Genomic DNA, 19,730 nt, shown 5'->3' on the forward strand with positions numbered 1-19,730 from the left:
ATCTAACCAGTGAAAATAAACCAGCTTTTGTCTTATCTCTATAATAATGATCTAATTTTATTTACATCATCTACACGTACGTATACGTGTACGTACGTGTGATTTATTTGAAGGATGTTAGTATAATTTCTTCATTTGATCTGCTCAATTATTTCTCTTGATCGCCCTAAAGAGTAGTTTACTAGTGGGTAGTCCTTATAGCTTCTATGGCTACCACATCTGCTATCTGAATCTTGCTATATTTTTTGAATTGAATAGCAATGATGTCGCGATATGACCTTTGAACCGCTCGATGCAAACCTTCATACCGTATCGTCCATGACAACAAACTCAGTTCATGTGTCTATCCCTATGATAAGCCTCTAAATTTGCTCACCTCCAACTACACGTACGTGTAAGTTTTTACAAGGATTTCAGTAGATTAATCCTCGTTGATTCTGCTTTCATCACAATATTGCTGAGTGTAGCTATCACTCCTCCTAGAAAAAAGTTAGCTAGTGGACAGTTTCTATAGCGTCCTAAGCTGCTATCTAAATCTTACAATCCTAGTTATATCGTCTATGACAACAAATCTAGTTCATATGTATATCCATAACTATGAAAATGATCTTATTCAGTTCATTTTCATCTACACGTACGTACACGTACGTGTAGATTTGTTTCAGGGATATCAGTAGAGTATCTCTTCGTTGGTTCTGCTCTCATCAATATTGAATAGAGCAGGTTTAACTTTTCCTGATAACCTAGAGAACAGTAAACTAGTGGTAATCCTTATAGCCTCTGAAGCGTCCCCAGCTGTTATCTAAATCATACAGCAATTGATATGGCCCTTCGAACTGCTCGATACTTTACTCTGCAAACATTCATAGACGTATCCTTTATGACTACAAACTCAACTCATTCGTCTACTCTAGCTTTGATAATGATCTAATTCTGTTCATCTTCTACTACACGTACGTATACGTGTACGTACGTGTTATTTATTATCAATGATTTGAGCAGAATTCTCTTCGTGCTGCTCTCATTAATATTGCTTAGAGCAAGTAACACTTCTTCTGATTTAACTAGAACAGCTAACTAGTAAGTAGTTTCGATAGCCTCTATAGCGTCCACAGCTGCTATCTGAATCATACCAAGCAATGTGTCGTGATATGACCTTCAGCAAACATTCATAGTCGTATCCTCTATGACTACAAACTCAGCTCATTCGTCTATTCTAGCTTTGATAATGATCTAATTCTGTTCATCTTCTACTACACGTACGTATACGTGTACGTACTTGTAAATCATTTCAAGGAGATGAGTTGATTTCTCTTCGTTGGTTCTGATCTCATCAATATTGCTTAGAATAGCTATTAGCTATCATCCTAGAAAACAGTTAACTAGTGGGTAGTTTCTATAGCCTCTATAGCGTCCTAAGTGTGATACCCACATTCATAGTTATTATCGTCTATGACAACCGACCCAGCTCATGCTCATATACCTATCCCTAGCTATGATAGTAATCCAATTCAACTCATCTTTTACTACACGTACGTATACGTGTACGTACGTGTTAATTATTTCAAGAAGATGAGTGGAATTCTCTTCGTTGGTTCAGTCTTCATCCATATTGCGCTAGAGCAGCTATCACTTCTCTTCATTACCTAGAGAACAGTTAACTGGTGGGTAGTTCTTATAGCTTCTATAGCGACCAATCTTGCTATATTGTTTTGAATTTACTAGCAATGATGTCGCGATATGACCCTTTGAACTGCTTGATCGTTTACTATGCAAACATTCATTAGTTTGATCGTCCATGACAACAAACTCAGTTCATGTATCCCTTTGATAATGATCTAATTCAGTTTATTTTCTAATACACGTACGTATACGTGTACGTACGTGTAATTTATTTCAAGAATATCATTCAGTAGAATCCTCTTCATTGGTTCAGTTCTTATCAATATTGCTTAGAGCAGCTATCACTTTTCTTAATTACCTAGAGAACGGTTAACTAGTGGGTAATACTTATAACTTCTTTAGCTACCAGAGCTGCTATCTGAACCTTGCTATATTTAACTAGTGGGTAGTTTCTATAGCCTCTATAGCGTCCTAAGCTGATACGCTCTTTCATAGTTATATCGTCTATAACAACCAACCTAGCTCATATGTCTATCCCTAGCTATGACTCATCTTATACTACACGTACGTATACGTGTACGTACGTGCAATTTATTTTCAGGATTTAAGCAGAATTCTCTTCGTGCTGCTCTCATCAATATTGCTTAGAGCAAGTATCACTTCTCCTGATTTACCTAGAGAACAGTTAATTAGTTAGTGGCTTCTATAGCCTCTATAGTGTCCGTCCTAAGCTAGTATCAAATTCACACATCCATGGTTATATCGTCTATGAAAACCAACCCAGCTCATAGATCTATCCCTAGCTATGATAGCGATCCAATTCAGTTCATTTTCTATTACACGTACGTATACGTGTACGTACGTGTAATTTATTTTCAAGGATTTGAGAAGAATTCTCTTCGTGCTGCTCTCATCAATATTGCTTGAGCAAGTATCACTTCTCCTGATTTACCTAGAGAACAGTTAATTAGTTGGTAGGCTTCTATAGCCTCTATGTGTCCTAAGCTAGTATCAGATTCACACATCCATGGTTATATCGTCTATGAAAACAACCCAGCTCATAGATCTATCCCTAGCTATGATAGTGATCCTATTCAGTTTTCTATTACACATACGTATACGTGTACGTACATGTAATTTATTTCAGGGATATCAGTAGAATGCTCGTTGTTGGTTCGGCTCTCTTCAGCTTAGTGCAGCTATTACTTCGTAGCTTGTATAGCGTCCACAGCTGCTATCTAAATCTTACTAAGCAATGTGTCGTCATATGACCCTCAGCAAACATTCATAGTCGTATCCTCTATGACTACAAACTCAGCTCATTCGTCTATTCTAGCTTTGATAATGATCTGATTCAGTTCATCTTCTACTACACGTACGTATACGTGTACGTACGTGTAAATCATTTCAAAGAGATGAGTAGAATACTATTGGTTGGTTCTGCTCTCATCAATATTCTAGAGTAAGTATCACTTCGCCTGATTTACCTAGAGAACAGCTACTAGTAGGTAGTTTCTATAGCCTCATAGCGTCCACAGCTGCTATCTGAATCATACTAAGTAAGCAATGTGTCGTGATATGATCCTGTGAACTGCTCGATCGTTACTCTGTAAACATTCATTAGATTTATCATCCATGACAACAAACTCAGTTCAAGTATCTATCCCTATGATAATGATCTAATACTGTCCTTCTTCAACTACACGTACGTATACGTGTACGTACGTGTAAATTATTTAAAGGGTGTGAGAAGTATTCTCTTCGTGCTGGTCTCATCAGTATTGCTTAGAGCAAGTATCACTTCGCCTGATTTACCTAGAGAACAGTTAATTAGTTGGTAGGCTTCTATAGCCTATAGCGTCCTATGCTAGTATCAGATTCACACATTCATGGTTATATCGTCTATGAAAACTAACCCAGCTCATAGATCTATCCCTAGCTATGATAGCGATCCAATTCAGTTCATTTTCCATTACACGTACGTATACGTGTACGTACGTGTAATTTATTTCAAGGATCTCAGTAAAATGCTCGTCGTTGGTTCGGCTCTAATCAATACTTGAGTAGAGCAAGTATCACATCTCTTGACTTACCTAAAGAACAACAGTTAATTAGTAAGCAGGGGTTCTATACCCTCTATAGCGTCCTATGCTAGTATCAGATGCATACTTTCATGGTTATATCGTCTATGAAAACCAACCCAGCTCATAGATCTATCCCTAGCTATGATAGCGATCCAATTCAGTTCATTTTCCATTACACGTACGTATACGTGTACGTACGTGCAATTTATTTCAAGGATGTGAGTAGAATTCTCTTCGTTCAGTTCTCTTCAATATTGCTTAGAGCAGGTATCACTTCTTATTGCTACCTAGAGAACAGTTAACTAGCCAGTAGTCTTTTATAGCCTCTATAGCGACCACAGTTGATATGTGTCATATTCGATTGTATAAATTGATTAGAGGTTATGGTTTTTGATATGTTCGGCATCTATTACTATACAAACACACGGTGTACATAACTACAAACTTAGCTTAGTACACGTACGTACACGTGTACGTATGTGTTCTTTATTTGAATAATATACTAGTTTAAAGCTCTATTGGTTCTGTTCAACTTAATATTAGCTTATAAGTAGCTATCAATTTGATTTAGAGTGGGTAGCTGTTATATCGGTACTAAGCTGCTTTTTGAAGCATACAAGATTGTTTTGTATTGACTAACAATGATCGAGATACGACCTTTTGAACTGGTCGATACTTTACTCTGCAAAACATTCATAGTACGTACGTGTGAATTACTTCAAAGAGATGAATAGAATTCTCTTCATTCGTTCCGCTCTCATCAATATTACTTAATGCAGCATCACTTCTCTTGTTTACCTAGAGAACAGTTAACTAGCGGGTAGTCCTTATAGCTTCTATAGCTACCACAGCTGCTATCTGACTCTTGCTACATTGCTATATAGCAATGATGTCACAAAATGACCCTTTGAACTGCTAAATCGATTTTTTACTCTGCAAACAATTTCGTCCGTGACAACAAACTCAGGTCAGATATCTATCTCTCTGATAATGATCTAATTCTGTTCATCTTCAACTACACGTACGTATACGTATACGTGTAAATTATTTCAAGGGTATGAGTAGAATACTCGTCGTTGGTTCTGCTCTCATCAATTTGCTTAGAGCAGCTATCACTCTCTGATCTACCTAGAGAACAGTTAGCTAGTGGATAGTTTGATAGTTTCTATAGCGTCCTAAGCCGCTATCTGAATCTTACATTCATAGTTGTAGCGACTATGACAAAAAACACAGCCCATATGTCTATCCCTATGATATTGATCTAATTCTGTTCATCTTCTACTACACGTACGTATACGTGTACGTACGTGTAATTTATTTCAGGTATATTAGTAGAATACTCATCGTTGGTTCTGCTCTCATCAATATTGCTTAGGATAGCTATTAGCTATCACTTCTTCTTATCTACCTAGAGAACAGTTAACTAATGGGTAGTTACTATAGCCTCTATAGCGTCCTAAGCCTAGTATTTGATTCAGGCATTCATTGTTGTATCGTCTATGACAACAAACTCAGCTCATGAGTTTATTCCACATAATAATGATCTAATTTAGTTCGTCTTCTACTACACGTACGTGTTAATTATTTTAAGGAGATGAGTTAAATTCTCTTCGATCAGTTCTCATCAATATTGCTTAGAGCAGGTATCACTTCTATTGACTACCTAGAGAACAGTTTATCAAGTAGTCTTTTATAGTCTCTATAGCGATGATTAGCTTGATTAGAAATTATGGTTTTTGAGATGTTCGGCATCTATTACTATACAAACACACGATGTACATGACTACAAACTTAACTTAGTACACGTACGTACACGTGTACGTACGTGTGCTTTATTTGAATAATATACTAGTTAAAGCTTTTTTGGTTCTACTCACATTAATATTGGCTTATAAGTAGCTATCCAATCTCTGATCTAGAGTGGATAGCTATTATATCGTTCTAAGCTGCTTTTTGAAGCATACAAGATTGTTTTGTATTAATTAGCAATAATGTCGCGATATGACCTTTTAAACTGGTCGATCGTTTACTCTGTAAACATTCATAATCGTATCGTCCATGACAACAAACCTAGCTCATGTATCTATCCCATAATAATGATCTTATTTAGTTCATATTGAACTACACGTACGTACACGTATACGTGTACGTACGTGTAAATCATTTTAAGGAGATGTGTAGAATTTTCTAATTGGTTCCGCTCTCATCAATATTTTAGTGCAGCTATCACTTCTCTTGATTACCTAGAGATCAGTTAACTAGTGGCAATCCTTATAACTTCTATAGCGACCACAGTTGCTATATGAACCTTGCTATATTGTTATGAATTTACTAAGCAATGACGTCGCGATATGACCCTTTGAACTGCTCGATCGTTTACTCTGCAATCATTCATAATCGTATCGTCCATGAACAAACTAAGCTCATGGGACTATCCGTATGATAATAATCTAATTTAGTTCATCTCTAATTACACGTACGTACACGTATACGTATACGTGTATGTACGTGTAATTTATTTCAAGGACATCATTAGAATCCTCCTCGTTGATTCTGTTTTCAACAATTTTGCTTAGAGCTGCTATCACTTCCCCTAAACTACCTAGAGGACAGTTAACTATTGGGAGGTTATATCCTTCCCCTATAGCGTCCTCAGGTACTATTTGAACCATACGAATTGACTAGTAATGATTTGACGATATACCTTTGAAATGCCAAAAAGCAAACCGCCGAATGAGCGTGTTTGCTTTTTCGAAAAAATGTTATTCGCACTGAAGTACCGAGCAGAGAAAATGGCGGTCCGGTAGCTGTTACCACAACCTCTCCTACCTACATTTCTCAAATCAAAAAAATGAAAGATATGAAGCACTTGGGCATTTATAATATAGCTTTGTTCTACGATGAACATCTTAAGAATAAACAGTTTCTCTAGCGCTTTTCTCTTCCCTTATTTTTTTCATGATAATATCTGCTATCTTTTCACTCGTAGTCCCATCACCATACGGATTCTTGGCACCACTCATTTTTTCATAAGCAGCAGGATTAGTGAGAAGTTCTTTGAGCTCTTTGTATACTACCGATTCATCTGTGCCACACAGTTTAAGTGTACCGGCTTCTACACCTTCCGGACGTTCTGTATTATTCCGAGCCACCAAAACAGGCTTACCAAGTGCAGGAGCCTCCTCCTGAATACCACCGGAATCCGTGAAAATTAAATAGGCTTCCTTCATAAGGTGAGCAAACACCTCATAGTCCAGTGGTTCAACTAAGTGAGTGCGTTCATTTAAATTTAAATGTTTAGCAATCTCATCACGAACGGCAGGGTTCTTATGTACTGGGAAAACAATTTGCACATCCTCATGTTCTACCAGAATGCGATTAATTGCGCTATATACTCCTTTAAGCTGAGCGAGGTTCTCTCTACGATGTGTAGTCATCAGAATAGTACGTTTCCCTGATTCCATAATAGATTTTAGCGGTTCCTCAAAGGCGAATACTTTACTTGTAACTTGTAGCAGAGCATCGATAACTGAATTTCCTACAACATAGATATTTTCAGGCCTGATATTTTCCCTAAGCAAAGCTTCACGATTGGTTTCTGTTGCAGCGAAGTGGTGTGTCGTAATCCGACCCACCAGCTGTCTATTGGCTTCTTCAGGGAAGGGGGAATAAATATCCTCGGTGCGTAGTCCCGCCTCTACATGCCCTACAGGGATTTGTCTTTGGAAAGCTGCAAATGCTCCCGCGAAGGTAGTAGCTGTATCACCATGAACAAGAACCAAATCAGGATTCGTTTCTTCTAAAACTTTTGTAATTTCAACCAGCATTTTTGAAGTGAGTTCAATCGGCGTCTGACGGTCCTTCATCAGATTCAAATCAAAGTCAGGTTTAATTTCAAACAATTCTAATACTTGGTCCAACATTTCCCGGTGTTGGGCGGTGTTTAAAAAGATACACTCAACATCTTCTCTGCTCATTAGTTCCTTTACTACTGGTGCCATCTTAATTCCTTCAGGTCTAGTGCCAAAAATAGCCATTACTTTCACTGGAATTCTCCTCCTCAGAGCTACTTCTCATCAATGTATAGAACACTAATGATCTATACATTGATTCTACACTAATCCAACAACCATAAATTTAAAATATAGTAAATATTTTAAAAAAAGGGTTCTAGTTGAAATCAACGCCCTTCTCTCCTATATATTCACTTAAACAAGACCTCTAACTACAGCAAGCTTTCTCTAATCTGCCAACCATCCGATAGTCTGGTGATTAAAAGAGTCTCCTTTTAGGATACTATTTTATCCCCTAAATATTGATCATTACTTTGTATTTTGTCTGATCAGCTGTGAAATCGCTTGTGTGGTCATGTTCGATCTATCAATCTAGTACATGTACGTACACGTACACGTATACGTATACGTACGTGTAACTAATTGTAAATAAAAGAACCCGCCCCGTAGGACCGGCTCCACTTTAGTCTTCTCCATATTTATAATTACTAAGTTCTTCAAGTAATTGCTTTAAACCCGATGGACTGAGTGTAACTGTACCGTGACCAAAAGCAAACGTATGATTTGATTTAGTGGATTCCCCCGTTACTATACAGGGTTCAAGGTTATCATACTTCTCTAGTATAATTCTCTCACCATCACTGTACACTTCAAACATTTGTTTTTCTCCCAAGTGAAGTTCATTACGAATCTGCTTAGGAAGTACAATTCTCCCTATATCATCAAGACTCCGAATATACTTTTTTTGCAAATGATCAACCCCTGCCCTTAGTCAGATTCTGTTTATGTTAGTTTTAATCTGATTGATTTTCTGCTTCAGCTCCTTCACCTCTTTTTCATCACCCTTGTCTTGAGCAATATCTAAAGAGTTATTCAAATCTTTAATTTTTTGGCTGCTTGATTCAAATTGACTCACTTTTTTTATCATTTTTGAGTCATCCGCGGCTAATTCTCGAGCTTCTTCAAGGAGTCCTGACCAAAGATAGGAAATTAACAGCTGACTTTTTCTTCTTTCTGCCAGTTCACTATCTGTTAAATCAATATCACTTGCTAGACTAATTACCGTATCGTATTTAGCCGTCATATAGGCAACCTCATAGTTAATTGGTGCATTTGCTGGGAAACGTGACTGAAGCTCCTTTAGTTGCTCTATCTCTTTTTTCTCTATCATTTTCTTTACAACCATATCAATATCGGTCTGACTTGGATCCAACTGCAAAATCTTATGATACTGTCCTTCTTTTTCGTATAACTGAACTAATTGCTTCCTTTCTGTATCAGCTAAGTGTTCAAATCCCGCTGTCTCAAGTATGGTTATAGCAGCTTCATTTTCACCGTTTATTACCTTACGGTAAATATCAGCAACCTCATCTGAGCTTAGAACCGATTTCTCTTCTTTTTCAACCTGAGAATTGTTCAACGCTGAAGCATTTACATTTGGATCGGTAGGGGAGAGTATGTTCACTGTAAGTAGAACAGCAGCTACTCCGGCGGATCCTAAGAAAAAGTATTTTGAATTGAAGAAACCTTGTTTTTCTTCATGATTGGCCTGCTTCTTTTGATTTGAATTTTCTTTAGATCGTAGACCACGGTTTGGCTTCTCAACAAAATCAGATATAGTTGCAGCTGTTAATTTACCGGCAGCTTTAGCTTTTCTAATCTCTCTACGTCTTTCAAAGAACTTCATTTGCTTTAAGCTTTCTTCATATTCAAGGCGGATCTCTTCCTGGCGTTCTATATTTACAATGGTCTCTTCCAAAACACGCTCGATCTCCTGAACTGAATCGGCTCTAAGAACCTGTTCAGCAAATCGAATAACCATATCCCTTTGGTCAATAAAGTCGGTCAGCCGCGGCTTACCTAAAACCCGGAAAAGCGTAGTTAAAGATAACAAGATCACCTCTTTGAGTCCATCAAGCGTTGGAGGAATATTGTAAAGACTATGACCACTAAATTCAAAGACTAAAGCCTTTACTTTACTATCTGTTAGATCTACAAAAAGGTTATTTTTATCCCACAAGATTGCTGTATTATGATTGTTTTTAGCCAGTTCGATAAAAGAACGGAAATAATAAACTTGGTCTTCAAAATATAATTGACGCAAATAATAAAATGATTTCATATTCTCTAGATAATAAGTAAACACAAGCCTGTTAGTTACAAGCGTTATATCATGTGCAAACAGGTAGTGGCTGTAAACAGCCAGGGAAGTCCCTTTTTGTTTATATACCATTTCCAGTTCATCAAGGCTATCAAAGTCCGTGTAGGATAGCGGTATACTGTAGTGAACTTCGTTACCAATGACTTCAATTTCACCATATTTATTAATGGTTGACTGCATTTAAACTCTCACTCCTTTCACTGTATTTTAAGATCATTTTTAAGTTTCTCTGCGTTGTAAGGGTAAACTTCCTCCTGATCCTTCTTTTCAAGGTCTGGTCCTCCTATAAAAAAACCATCTTTTATAATTTGTACTTGGCCATTAGTTTTCACAAAATGTATCTTATACAACTTAGGATCGTTCGTATCTTTACCTGGAAATACATAAGACATGGGAATTATTAATTCACTGACATTAAGTTTTGGGTAATAAACTTCTTTATGATCGTCTAAGAGCAGTCCAAAACGTGAAGCACCTAGTTCTAAAATATTTTTTTCACTTATTTCGACTCCACTTACTTGTAAAATACGTGATTGTGAGTGGATATAAATTGTGGATTTTATTTTCTCAGACATTTCTCTTTGTAAACCTTCTATATCTGACGTTGTGTGAGCTTTACGCCCATGAAATTCAGTAAGCGCAGCAACGTATTGTTGTGCCATTTTCTTCGCCTGATCAATGTCCTCATTTTTAAATACCGCTTCTCTTTCAGGTTCTTCTATCTGCTTAGCCGGTTCCTGAACCTGTTTTTCGGCACCTAGTGGAACTGTAGATGGTGTGTTTTCTTCTTTACCGCATCCTGACAAAACGATCATAAATGAAGCTGCCAATAAGATAAGTTTTTTCATCTATTAAACCCTCCTTTTATCTGCGTTTCATAACCATCATTTTAACTGCAGTCTTTGCACCTGAAGACACAGATCGAGCCGATCCGGTGCTAAATCCCCATTGTCCTAACAGTCCTGGAAGCGTCATCGAAAGAATAAAGAATGCTGAGCCTAGGAACAAATGATACGTATCCCCAAAATATTCAGGTGGTATAAGGAATTGATTTAGGCCGACTGCTATTGAAATGAGCTGCAAAGCTAATGTGATAAACGCAATGATGAAGTTTTTAAGCCAGAAGTCAAAAAAGTTGTAAGTATCATTTATTTTAGTTGCAATTGCAATGGGGCCGGCTATGTATAAAATAGCCACAAAGGCCGTGCGATAAAATAGCTGTAACATTAAAACGATTAGCAGAACGCCAATAATTAAAATCACGACTATTGAAAATAAACCTGGGCCCATTAAAATATTGCTGATCATGTTTATAATCATCTGATCACTATTGATCGTATCAATTATTTCTTTCATTAATAGCTCCTGTGCATGTAAGATCCATTCAATAATTGAATCATACACAAACAAAAAGAACGCACTGACAACAAGAGATACTATCTTTTCGTTCCATACCGCTGCGCTGTCCTCTGCGTCAGCCATCCGTAAACTCACAATTTTTGCGGCATTAAAGGCAATGAATATCGCAAGTACAATCTTGGATAAAGCAAAGATTCCGTCTTTATATGCTTCATAGGATGGGTTACCAACTACATCTGTTGGAGAGATAATTGTCTTTTTCATCAAGTCCTTGATAAAGTCCATTGCGGAAATCCCCGAATCTAAAGCTATCTTATATACGTGACAAGAAACATCAAATCGTCCGCAGCTTACTGTTCGCTCCTTTGAGTCATATTTCTTTATGAAGTCTTTATAACTTTCAGGAGCATTTTCAAAAAACGATTCGTGCAGTTCGTAATAGTCTCCTTCATCTGCGAAGCAAGTTGATGAAAATAATAACGAGGTTAAAGATAATAGTAGTACGTAAATTACTAACCTTTTCGTTTTCACCGTCCTGACCTCCAAATAAAGAAAATTAGGAAAAGGACAACAAAAACAGCAACACTCCACCTTAATGTGATTTGATATCTTAGTTCTCTAAGTTCATCTTCTGTCATGTCCGTCTTATATTCTAAATAAAAGTCTCGCTTCGCTTTTTCGACCGGCTTCTCATATATTTTGACTAAAAGTCTGAAAAGCTTATCCAGGACAATAAGTGTCTTCTGAGAGAATTCTAGCAGCTTTGCCTTATGGCCAGGAGACAGCTTCATTCAGCTCCCCTCGCCTTCGTCGCATTTTCCAAAGCTTCTTTTGCTTGTCTTCTCAGTTCATCATCGCGGGTATCGCCTTGAAGTGAAATAATTACATCATCTGCTTTCCATATTCCATCCTCTTTCATCCATACGGAGTGAATAAAGAATGTCTGAATATAATCATCTGCCGGGCTAGTGGAGCCGCCCATTTCATACTGCATGCGAACAGTAGCATAAGACTCTGCCTGATCATCCCGATCCTTTACCTTTTTTGTAAATAGCTGTTTTACTTCAACATTTGAGAGTCCCGCATCTTCAGACATGTGCATATCTTCATAATCCTTTTCCCGGTTATCTTGCCTTGCAAAACGCTCGGCTGCAGCTGCTGTTAAAAATTCCTGGTGTTTACCCTTTGCATATGCACGTACAAAGTCTTCAGAGCGCTGATTTAGCGTTTCAATATTTTGAAACTCTGCGATCGTTTGCCGTGCTCTATTCAGCTCTGTAAATAGTTTCAATCCCCAACCAAGTGATACTGCAAGGCTTATACCTAAGAGGAGCTTAATAAAACCGTTTTTCATTTGTATTCATCCTCTCTGCCCGTAGATTCATCAGCTTCACTGTGCAGATCAGACTCTTCCTTACGGCTTCCGATGTTTTGGAGGAAAGGCCAAGGATCTTCTCTTGTACCGTATATATCGCCTGTTTGAATCTCAAAGTGCAGATGGGGGCCGGTCACTCGTCCCGTTTTCCCGCATGTTCCTATCTGCTCACCCTTAATTACATTTTGATTAAGCCGGACAGATACAGCGGTTAAATGCCCGTATAAGGTAAAGCGGTTCCCGTGATTTATGATGATGTGATGTCCATAGTTGCCACCGCCTGATTTCACCGCCACTGCGATCGTGCCGCTATCTACAGCATAGATCGGATCCCCAATACTACACGCAAGGTCCGTCCCTTTATGCATAGTAGAGGGCTTCCCCGTTACGGGATGTGTCCGCATGCCATAGGATGATGTCACGATTAAAGGAGGAGCAGTAGGGTAGGCGTAGTCTCCAGATGCTATCTGATCGCAGTTTGCCGATAACCCACCAAATGAGTTTACGATACGTGTCACAGTAGGTATCCAGTGTGTATTGAGGTTATTAGGGTCGTTCTTTGCACCGACTGGGGCATATTTGTTTCCGATTTGCTCTATTGCTACGAGTCCTTGTGATATATATAGACGCTGTAAATTTGCCGCCATAAACTGTATACCTTCATCCAAGCTTGCAAAGGTCATAAGACCTTTTCCGTCCGCTCTCATGAGGCCGCCAGGGTTGTTCTTATTTAGTACGGCAGGAGATTTTCCGTACGTGGTTTCATGCATAGCGATGGACATGAGCAGTACCGGATCAATGCCGCTAGTTGTAGCAGATTCAATAAATACATTTTGTTTCCCCGTAAATACTCCAAGATCGGCAAATTTACTATCGATATATTCCATGTTAAGTTCTCCAGGGGTACAGAGCAGCGGTCCAGATCCTCCAGGGCCTGATCCACCGCTATTGTCATCTACAATAGCGTTCATAATCGCAGCTATTATGGCTACTATCCCGGCTAGAAGAAAAAATACTGCGATATAGTACCTAGCCTTATAAATCAGCGCTTCTTTCAGCAGCTCCTTCATTACCCGATCACTTCGCTCAGCGGCTTTCGCTCAAACCATAGCTGCTTCTCAACATCAGTGAGCACAACTTGCAGTCTGATTTTTTTAGAACCTACAAAGTAGAGACCCTTTCCTGCTTCTTCTTCTTTTCGTCCTTCAACGACTGTAATAGCGGTCTTTTCTTCTTCACTAAACTGCATATTCATTTCCCGCTCCAAGAAGTCCACTTCCGTATCAGCCATAGGCAGATAAAACCGCTGCGTTGCTTGGTTGATAACAGCTTCCCCGTAGTTACGCTGCTCATCTTTAGCCGATAAAAAGTCTTTAATAGACTGACTAGCAGGGGTAATACCGCAGTTAAAAGAGCGCAGCATTTTCATCGCTGTGTACAGATATTCCATAGCAAGCGGTACCTTCGGATCGGCAATAATGTGGGCTTCATCGATATATAGCTGTGACTCTGACTTGTCGCCGTTAACAACCTCGTACTGAATGTGAGACAAAAGCAAAAAGTAAACGACACGCTGCAGTTTAGGTTTGTGCTGTAGCTCTAAAATATCAAAATCACAAAGCGGGTTTTTGATATCCACGTTTGTGTGTCCGTTAAGAATTTTTGCGAAGAGTCCTTCAGCGTACGCATACAAAATGGTATGGAAATCAGTGATTTTGCTGAACTCTTCTTCGCCGCTATCTTTTTTCTCTGCAAGGAAATCGTATAGGTCTTTCATGATGGGAAAATCAGTGTTCTTGAGCTTACCTATGTCTGTTTTCTCGTTGATATTAAATTTCTTGTACAGTTCGATCAGGTATTTAGATAAAATGTCTTCTTGCAAGTCATTCATATCCGGATACATGAGCTTAAACATCGTTAATAAGGTGCTGATCTTAGCAAGCAGTGGGTTTCCTTCCGACAATCCTTGCCTTTCCATCTCTAGCTGAGCTTCTGCGCTAATCACTGGTATATCAAACGGGTTGATTATACTGCCACCATTAAAACTGAACTTCACCCATTCGCCGCCAAGACTTTTGTAAATAGCTCCGAATTCACCTTTTGGGTCAATCGTCCGTATGATGCTCCCAAGCATCCATTTGCGCATCATATTAGCAAAGAGCGTACTTGTTTTACCGGTTCCGCTCATTCCGATTAAAAACTCATGTTTATTGTGAAGCTTCGTATCATCTACGATCACAACATTTCCGGTAGTGATATTACGCCCCTTAATGATCCCGTGTTGATCAAAAATTTCGTTCTCATGGAAAGGAAAAAAGAAGCTTACTGCTTCCGCATTCATCGGCCGGTAGGTTAGGTCGTAGACCTTATTGTGACCAATAGGTAAAAAGCTATCGAATGCATCTTTTAGCTTCATCATTGGCGTTACAGTCTTGGCAAAAGGACCGACTACAGACTTTACGAGCTGGGTTAACCTCTCTAGCTGCTTTAGATCGGCTGCTACAATATGAATCAACATTTGGAACATATACATTCGCTCGTTCTTGTAGCTCAGCTGGTTCAGCGTCATCCGGGCGCTATCAATCTGCGCTTCTGCTTCCGCTTTTCCAGCATCGTTTACATACTTAGAATCTGCTTTTTGTCTGTTCTGCCTAATACTTTCAGATAGCTGCTTTCTTACTTCCCCTGAATCGTATTCGGTTAAAAACTGTACAACGCTGATATTCTCGCTTAGGTCGTTCAGATTCATGATGTGCTCCTGGTTCAAAATAGCGCTATACTCGGCCGCTACCAGAGTACGGGTAAAGTTAGCTCCAGAGCGCACAAAGGATTCTTCCTCTTCAATAGAATCAGGTGACAACAAATTCAGTATATTTTCACTAAAGCCAATGTAAGAAGACTCGAGCGTTTCTCTTTTCTTTTTGGAGAAGATACCCATGAAGTTGCTCTCCTTTTTTACATGATATGATTCGCTTTCATCTGCTTCCAGCTTCCGCTCATTTCTTCATATGTCCGCTCACCCACCGTAAGAGGCGAGAAGAGCGCTGTTTTAAAGCTGAAATTGACCTGAGCATTTTCATAGTCGATGCATGCAAACATGAGATGAAACAGTTCCTCATTGTCTAAAATTTTTGTTTTCATTTCATAGCGTCCACCAAGCATATTCTCAATTTGAGAGCTTACAATCTTAACGTCTCTTTCAAGTTCACTAAGCACTCTTTTTCGGTTTGCATTCGTAAATGGACGTGCCAATATAACGTACCTATTTCGTGAGACCATGTTTTTACTCTTCTGTATATCATCAATATAATTCAGGTAACTCTTAGTAAGGATCGCCTTCGCATGAGATTCTTCTTTCGCTGTTTTCTCCTCGATATAACTGCCGTAATTCGTAAGGTTAATGGGCTGGGCAATTTGGCTGACCTGAAGAGGTAACATGCTCCTTGGTAAATCATTCAAAAAGGTCTCATAGGCTTGAAAGATCTTCGTTTTTTCCTTCTTATTAAGCAGCGATAAGTTCACACTTGAAACACGGATCACCTTTACGAACCGGTTATCAGTCGTTTCATAGCACTCAGAGTAGATATTTTTTATGCCCAGCTGTTCACGTATATCTTTGACCGCGTTCTTTTTTTGTTTACTGCTCATCAGATCACCTTTCGTATAGACAAATATTTTTTGTCTTTTATTGAACTGAATTCTCCAAATCACCCGGTGAGTAAAGAAGTTTATGTTTTTACGGTCTGGATGGTGGATTGTCAGAATCAGTAAAAATGTGCCCCAAGGTGACAAACAAATGAGAAGTAGCTGTGCACTAAACGAGTAACCTAACTGAGTGAGATACCAGAGGGCCAAAAATCCGATAGCCATAAGCGGCAGTGAGATAAGTAAATCCCGGTACTTGATTAAGGAGAGAATATACTTCTTTGTATCAACATTGAGAGGAAGTTCAATTTTCCCTTCCTCCCTCAGACGGTCCCTGCGTTCTACCGCTGACTGATGATCAAACATCATAAAATCAGCCCCTTAGCCTCCAAGATTGGTTTGGAAATAGTCAACAACCTGTTTTGCCAGTAAGAAAGCAACCAGTCCAGTTACACAAGTGATCAGTCCTTTTTTAAATCTTGGCTGATTCTCTTCTCCGCCGAACGCTGCCAGCAAACCACATACGAGAATACCAATAGAAAAAAGCGTAATGAACGTCTTAGTGATATCACCAAACAGTGTATTGAATAACCCTTGCAAAGACTCAAACATCCACCATTCCTCCCTTATCATTTGCAATTTCCCTTCTAATAGGAATTTTACTAGACTTCTTCTAACATCGATATTAGTCAAACCTCCCATGAGAAACTAGCACAATATTACCAATTCCTTCCTTATTATGAATCTGATTAGACTTTTTCCGATTAATTCGGGGATAAAAATAAGAGATCACCTTTTGTAAAAGGTGATCCCTTATGTCGATATATTACTGATTATCTGCTCTGCTACTAAATTCAAATAAAATCGGTATGTTCTATTAGTGCTTTTTGCCTTGTTTTTAAGTTCAATTTTCACATTTTCACTCAGAATTAAATTCAAATGAGCCTTTTCGCTTATTACATAAGCGTAAGTTTTTATTTCCTCATTCAATATATAATGGGAAAAAAGAGAGCTCACTGTCATCGCGTTTTTCTCACAGTAAGATATAATCTTATCTTTTGTTGCTTTATCAATTGTAATCTCAATATGACTTTTGGACTTCATCTCTTCCTCTAGCTCATCTTGTTCCAGCCTAAATTTATCGCGGTTATTCAGGAAATAGTCTGAAATGAGTAGCCCAAAGAACACACGCCTTGAATATCCGTGTCTATCAATATATTCTATTTTTGTTTGTACCTGTTCACTGATCGTGGTCGCTGTAGAAACAGTCGTAGTAATGTCACTTGCCAGCGAATCAATGAATCTTTTATCATACACATTCTTTAATATCTCAACTAATGCCAAGGAGATTATATTTCGTTTACTTGTTCCCATCTTATTAGCAGCTAAAGAAATGATCATACCTGCATCCTTATTCAGTGCTAGATTCAGTTTGGGACTAGCCAAGTTATCCCCCCTTAGTTTAATTGGAAAATATTGTTTATTTATCTAAGATATCATCCAGCTCATTCGTAATCAAACAAGTTTTTCCTATCATTACATTGTTGTTTATTGATAGGTATGTACACATGATCAATTGCAATATTAATGATGGGTAAATAAAAATATAAAACCAAGAAGGTTTTTTCGGTGAATTGCTAATTAGCAGTAGATTTCTCAGTACTCTTATGATGTGCTCCGCATACTCTTTTTTATTTCACCTGAATTATGGCTGAAAGGACGTTTCTACGCTCACAAACATGCGAAGTAAGGGATAATTTCCTAATCTTAATTTGTTATATTTATGATAAACTGTAGGTTATATGGAGGTGTAAATATGATTCAACAACATGTGCCTCATTATTTTCTTAATCAAGTTGTATCTGAATTAGGAGAACCGTGTGAAGCGATATATAACGAATTAAAAGAAGGAAATATACGAGAGTTTCTTAAAGACATTATCTCGACAGAATTCACGCCTGCCAATACAAAAGAAATACGGCGTGGTACTAATAAATTAGCTCAAGCTACAAAGAAGAGATGGTACAAATCTTTAGCAGATAGTGTTAAGAAAACAAAAAAATCAAAAAAAACGGAAATATTAAAAGAGATTGCATTACTTGAATCTTTAATTGATATGTATGGTTTCTCTGAATTTAAGAAGCTGCATAACGTAGAAACCATGGATGAATTAATTAAGAAAAGATTAGATGAAGTTGCGAAATGGTGTAGTGATAAGGAATCGAGGCTTATGGATTACAAATACATAAGAGATAAAACTCCTACACAAATAAAGAAAGCACTTCGGTATGATGCGATTATTGCAATTGCTGATGTCCTAATAAAAAACTTTGATGGAAATCTAAATAAAATCATTATCGACCAGCCTTTAAAATATGCTGATCACCCGGTTGGAAATACAAGTCTAACCAAGATGAAATTAACGGATAAGAGCGTTCTCATCGATAATAAACTGCATTACATTAGTGAATATCGTCCTGGCGAAGATTATTCTCTTCATACATTAGTAAGCCAAGAACTTCTTAGCGAAGAGAAGATACTAAGGTCTGTAGATAATACAGATTTAGAGATTTTTCGCTCCGTAATATCCCTACGGGACAATAAACAGTTTTTTGAGAACCGAAAAGTGTATGTTACGATTGGCGACTTAGTTAGAGCAACCTATGGATCCGATAACAAAAAAAACTATAATGCTGTTAAAGAACGACTTATGAAGATGGCTAACGTAACTTTCAATGTCATTGAGCCGAATAGGACATTAGTGTTTGGTATATTTGATCGCTTGGATATTCAGCCACTTGGTAATGGTGAAATTGCAGAGATCACGATTAATGAAGAAATTCATCAGAACTATGTAAAAGGGCAGGTAATACGAGCTTATAGCGATAGACTCGCTTCATTTCAAAATAAAGCTTCTCAGACACTAATTTTCCCTTTACAAAAAGAGCGTTTCCTTTGTTACTTTAGACAGACGGGATACTCTGCAACCTTTGATTACACTTACTTCATTCATAAGGTGCAATTCCGGAGTAAACGAAAAGATGTAAACCTAGCCCTGATAGAGCAATGTTTACAGGACTTTGTCACCCAAAAGGTAACCGTAGAGTCTTATGAACGTAAACGAGATTCATTTCTCATCAATTTCTTCCCTGTGGAAACCTATGAAGTAGAAGACTTACTAGGGAACCAGCAATTAACTCATTTTATTGAAGAAGTTCCCGAACAAATTAATTTAAAGTAAATATAGACGTTTCATGAAGAGAGCTAGCTTGTAATGGCTCTCTTTTTTCTCTTCCAATTTTCCGCTCTTTTTTATCATCCTCTAGACAGCATAATACTAACCCAATTTTAAATACATAAATTTAATGATTTAAAGGTAAAAAATTCAGCCAATTTTCCGCTCTTTTATAAAAACTAGGCCAAATCTCCGCTCCTTTTATATAATATCAGCCAAAGCTCCGCTCCTATTA

The 19,730-nt window shown here is 38.0% G+C and carries 13 protein-coding genes; 1 reads left to right on the forward strand and 12 read right to left on the reverse strand.

Annotation, left to right across the window (positions count from 1 at the left end; translation table 11 throughout):
* Positions 1–6,616 precede the first annotated feature (6,616 nt).
* The 12 genes from wecB to H9647_RS20670 form a co-directional block, all read right to left on the reverse strand.
* On the reverse strand, positions 6,617–7,744 hold the full coding sequence (gene wecB / locus H9647_RS20615; RefSeq protein WP_191803641.1) for a non-hydrolyzing UDP-N-acetylglucosamine 2-epimerase: 1,128 nt from the start codon (positions 7,742–7,744) through the stop codon (positions 6,617–6,619).
* A gap of 439 nt (positions 7,745–8,183) precedes the next feature.
* On the reverse strand, positions 8,184–8,471 hold the full coding sequence (locus H9647_RS20620) for an AbrB/MazE/SpoVT family DNA-binding domain-containing protein (protein WP_191803575.1): 288 nt from the start codon (positions 8,469–8,471) through the stop codon (positions 8,184–8,186).
* Positions 8,472–8,492: 21 nt separating this feature from the next.
* The gene (locus H9647_RS20625; protein ID WP_191803576.1) at positions 8,493–10,061 is read right to left on the reverse strand and encodes a hypothetical protein; all 1,569 of its coding nucleotides are present in this window, start codon (positions 10,059–10,061) and stop codon (positions 8,493–8,495) included.
* Positions 10,062–10,078: 17 nt separating this feature from the next.
* Entirely contained in the window at positions 10,079–10,729 is a 651-nt protein-coding gene (locus tag H9647_RS20630; RefSeq protein WP_191803578.1) for a hypothetical protein, read from the reverse strand.
* Positions 10,730–10,745: 16 nt separating this feature from the next.
* The gene (locus H9647_RS20635) at positions 10,746–11,771 is read right to left on the reverse strand and encodes a conjugal transfer protein TrbL family protein (protein WP_191803580.1); all 1,026 of its coding nucleotides are present in this window, start codon (positions 11,769–11,771) and stop codon (positions 10,746–10,748) included.
* Entirely contained in the window at positions 11,768–12,031 is a 264-nt protein-coding gene (locus H9647_RS20640) for a hypothetical protein (protein ID WP_191803582.1), read from the reverse strand. The genes H9647_RS20635 and H9647_RS20640 overlap by 4 nt, the downstream gene beginning before the upstream one ends.
* Positions 12,028–12,594: a hypothetical protein gene (locus H9647_RS20645; protein ID WP_191803584.1), complete on the reverse strand. Its 567-nt coding sequence runs from the start codon at positions 12,592–12,594 to the stop codon at positions 12,028–12,030. Before H9647_RS20645 ends, H9647_RS20640 begins: the two co-directional genes overlap by 4 nt.
* Positions 12,591–13,685 carry a peptidoglycan DD-metalloendopeptidase family protein gene (locus H9647_RS20650; RefSeq protein WP_191803586.1) on the reverse strand — a complete coding sequence of 365 codons (1,095 nt, stop codon included), beginning with the start codon at positions 13,683–13,685 and terminating at the stop codon, positions 12,591–12,593. The genes H9647_RS20645 and H9647_RS20650 overlap by 4 nt, the downstream gene beginning before the upstream one ends.
* The gene (locus H9647_RS20655; protein ID WP_191803588.1) at positions 13,685–15,553 is read right to left on the reverse strand and encodes a VirB4 family type IV secretion system protein; all 1,869 of its coding nucleotides are present in this window, start codon (positions 15,551–15,553) and stop codon (positions 13,685–13,687) included. Before H9647_RS20655 ends, H9647_RS20650 begins: the two co-directional genes overlap by 1 nt.
* A 17-nt stretch (positions 15,554–15,570) precedes the next feature.
* Positions 15,571–16,629 carry a hypothetical protein gene (locus tag H9647_RS20660; protein WP_191803590.1) on the reverse strand — a complete coding sequence of 353 codons (1,059 nt, stop codon included), beginning with the start codon at positions 16,627–16,629 and terminating at the stop codon, positions 15,571–15,573.
* A 12-nt stretch (positions 16,630–16,641) separates the two neighbouring features.
* Entirely contained in the window at positions 16,642–16,953 is a 312-nt protein-coding gene (locus H9647_RS20665; RefSeq protein WP_225229450.1) for a hypothetical protein, read from the reverse strand.
* A gap of 120 nt (positions 16,954–17,073) precedes the next feature.
* Positions 17,074–17,706, reverse strand: a complete 633-nt coding sequence (locus H9647_RS20670) for a hypothetical protein (protein WP_191803592.1) — start codon at positions 17,704–17,706, stop codon at positions 17,074–17,076.
* A gap of 370 nt (positions 17,707–18,076) precedes the next feature.
* Here H9647_RS20670 and H9647_RS20675 point away from each other — a divergent pair, with 370 nt between their 5' ends.
* Positions 18,077–19,501: a hypothetical protein gene (locus H9647_RS20675; protein ID WP_191803594.1), complete on the forward strand. Its 1,425-nt coding sequence runs from the start codon at positions 18,077–18,079 to the stop codon at positions 19,499–19,501.
* The last annotated feature ends 229 nt before the right edge of the window (positions 19,502–19,730 follow it).

It is taken from the genome of Paenibacillus gallinarum, assembly GCF_014836635.1.
GTDB lineage: Bacteria > Bacillota > Bacilli > Paenibacillales > Paenibacillaceae > Paenibacillus > Paenibacillus gallinarum.

Coding starts and splice junctions, on each gene's coding strand:
- H9647_RS20655 (WP_191803588.1), bottom strand. CDS start 15,553: ATGGGTATCTTCTCCAAAAAGAAAAGAGAAACGCTCGAGTCTTCTTAC.
- H9647_RS20625 (WP_191803576.1), bottom strand. CDS start 10,061: ATGCAGTCAACCATTAATAAATATGGTGAAATTGAAGTCATTGGTAAC.
- H9647_RS20675 (WP_191803594.1), top strand. CDS start 18,077: ATGATTCAACAACATGTGCCTCATTATTTTCTTAATCAAGTTGTATCT.
- H9647_RS20640 (WP_191803582.1), bottom strand. CDS start 12,031: ATGAAGCTGTCTCCTGGCCATAAGGCAAAGCTGCTAGAATTCTCTCAG.
- H9647_RS20645 (WP_191803584.1), bottom strand. CDS start 12,594: ATGAAAAACGGTTTTATTAAGCTCCTCTTAGGTATAAGCCTTGCAGTA.
- H9647_RS20630 (WP_191803578.1), bottom strand. CDS start 10,729: ATGAAAAAACTTATCTTATTGGCAGCTTCATTTATGATCGTTTTGTCA.
- H9647_RS20650 (WP_191803586.1), bottom strand. CDS start 13,685: ATGAAGGAGCTGCTGAAAGAAGCGCTGATTTATAAGGCTAGGTACTAT.
- H9647_RS20660 (WP_191803590.1), bottom strand. CDS start 16,629: ATGATGTTTGATCATCAGTCAGCGGTAGAACGCAGGGACCGTCTGAGG.
- wecB (WP_191803641.1), bottom strand. CDS start 7,744: ATGGCTATTTTTGGCACTAGACCTGAAGGAATTAAGATGGCACCAGTA.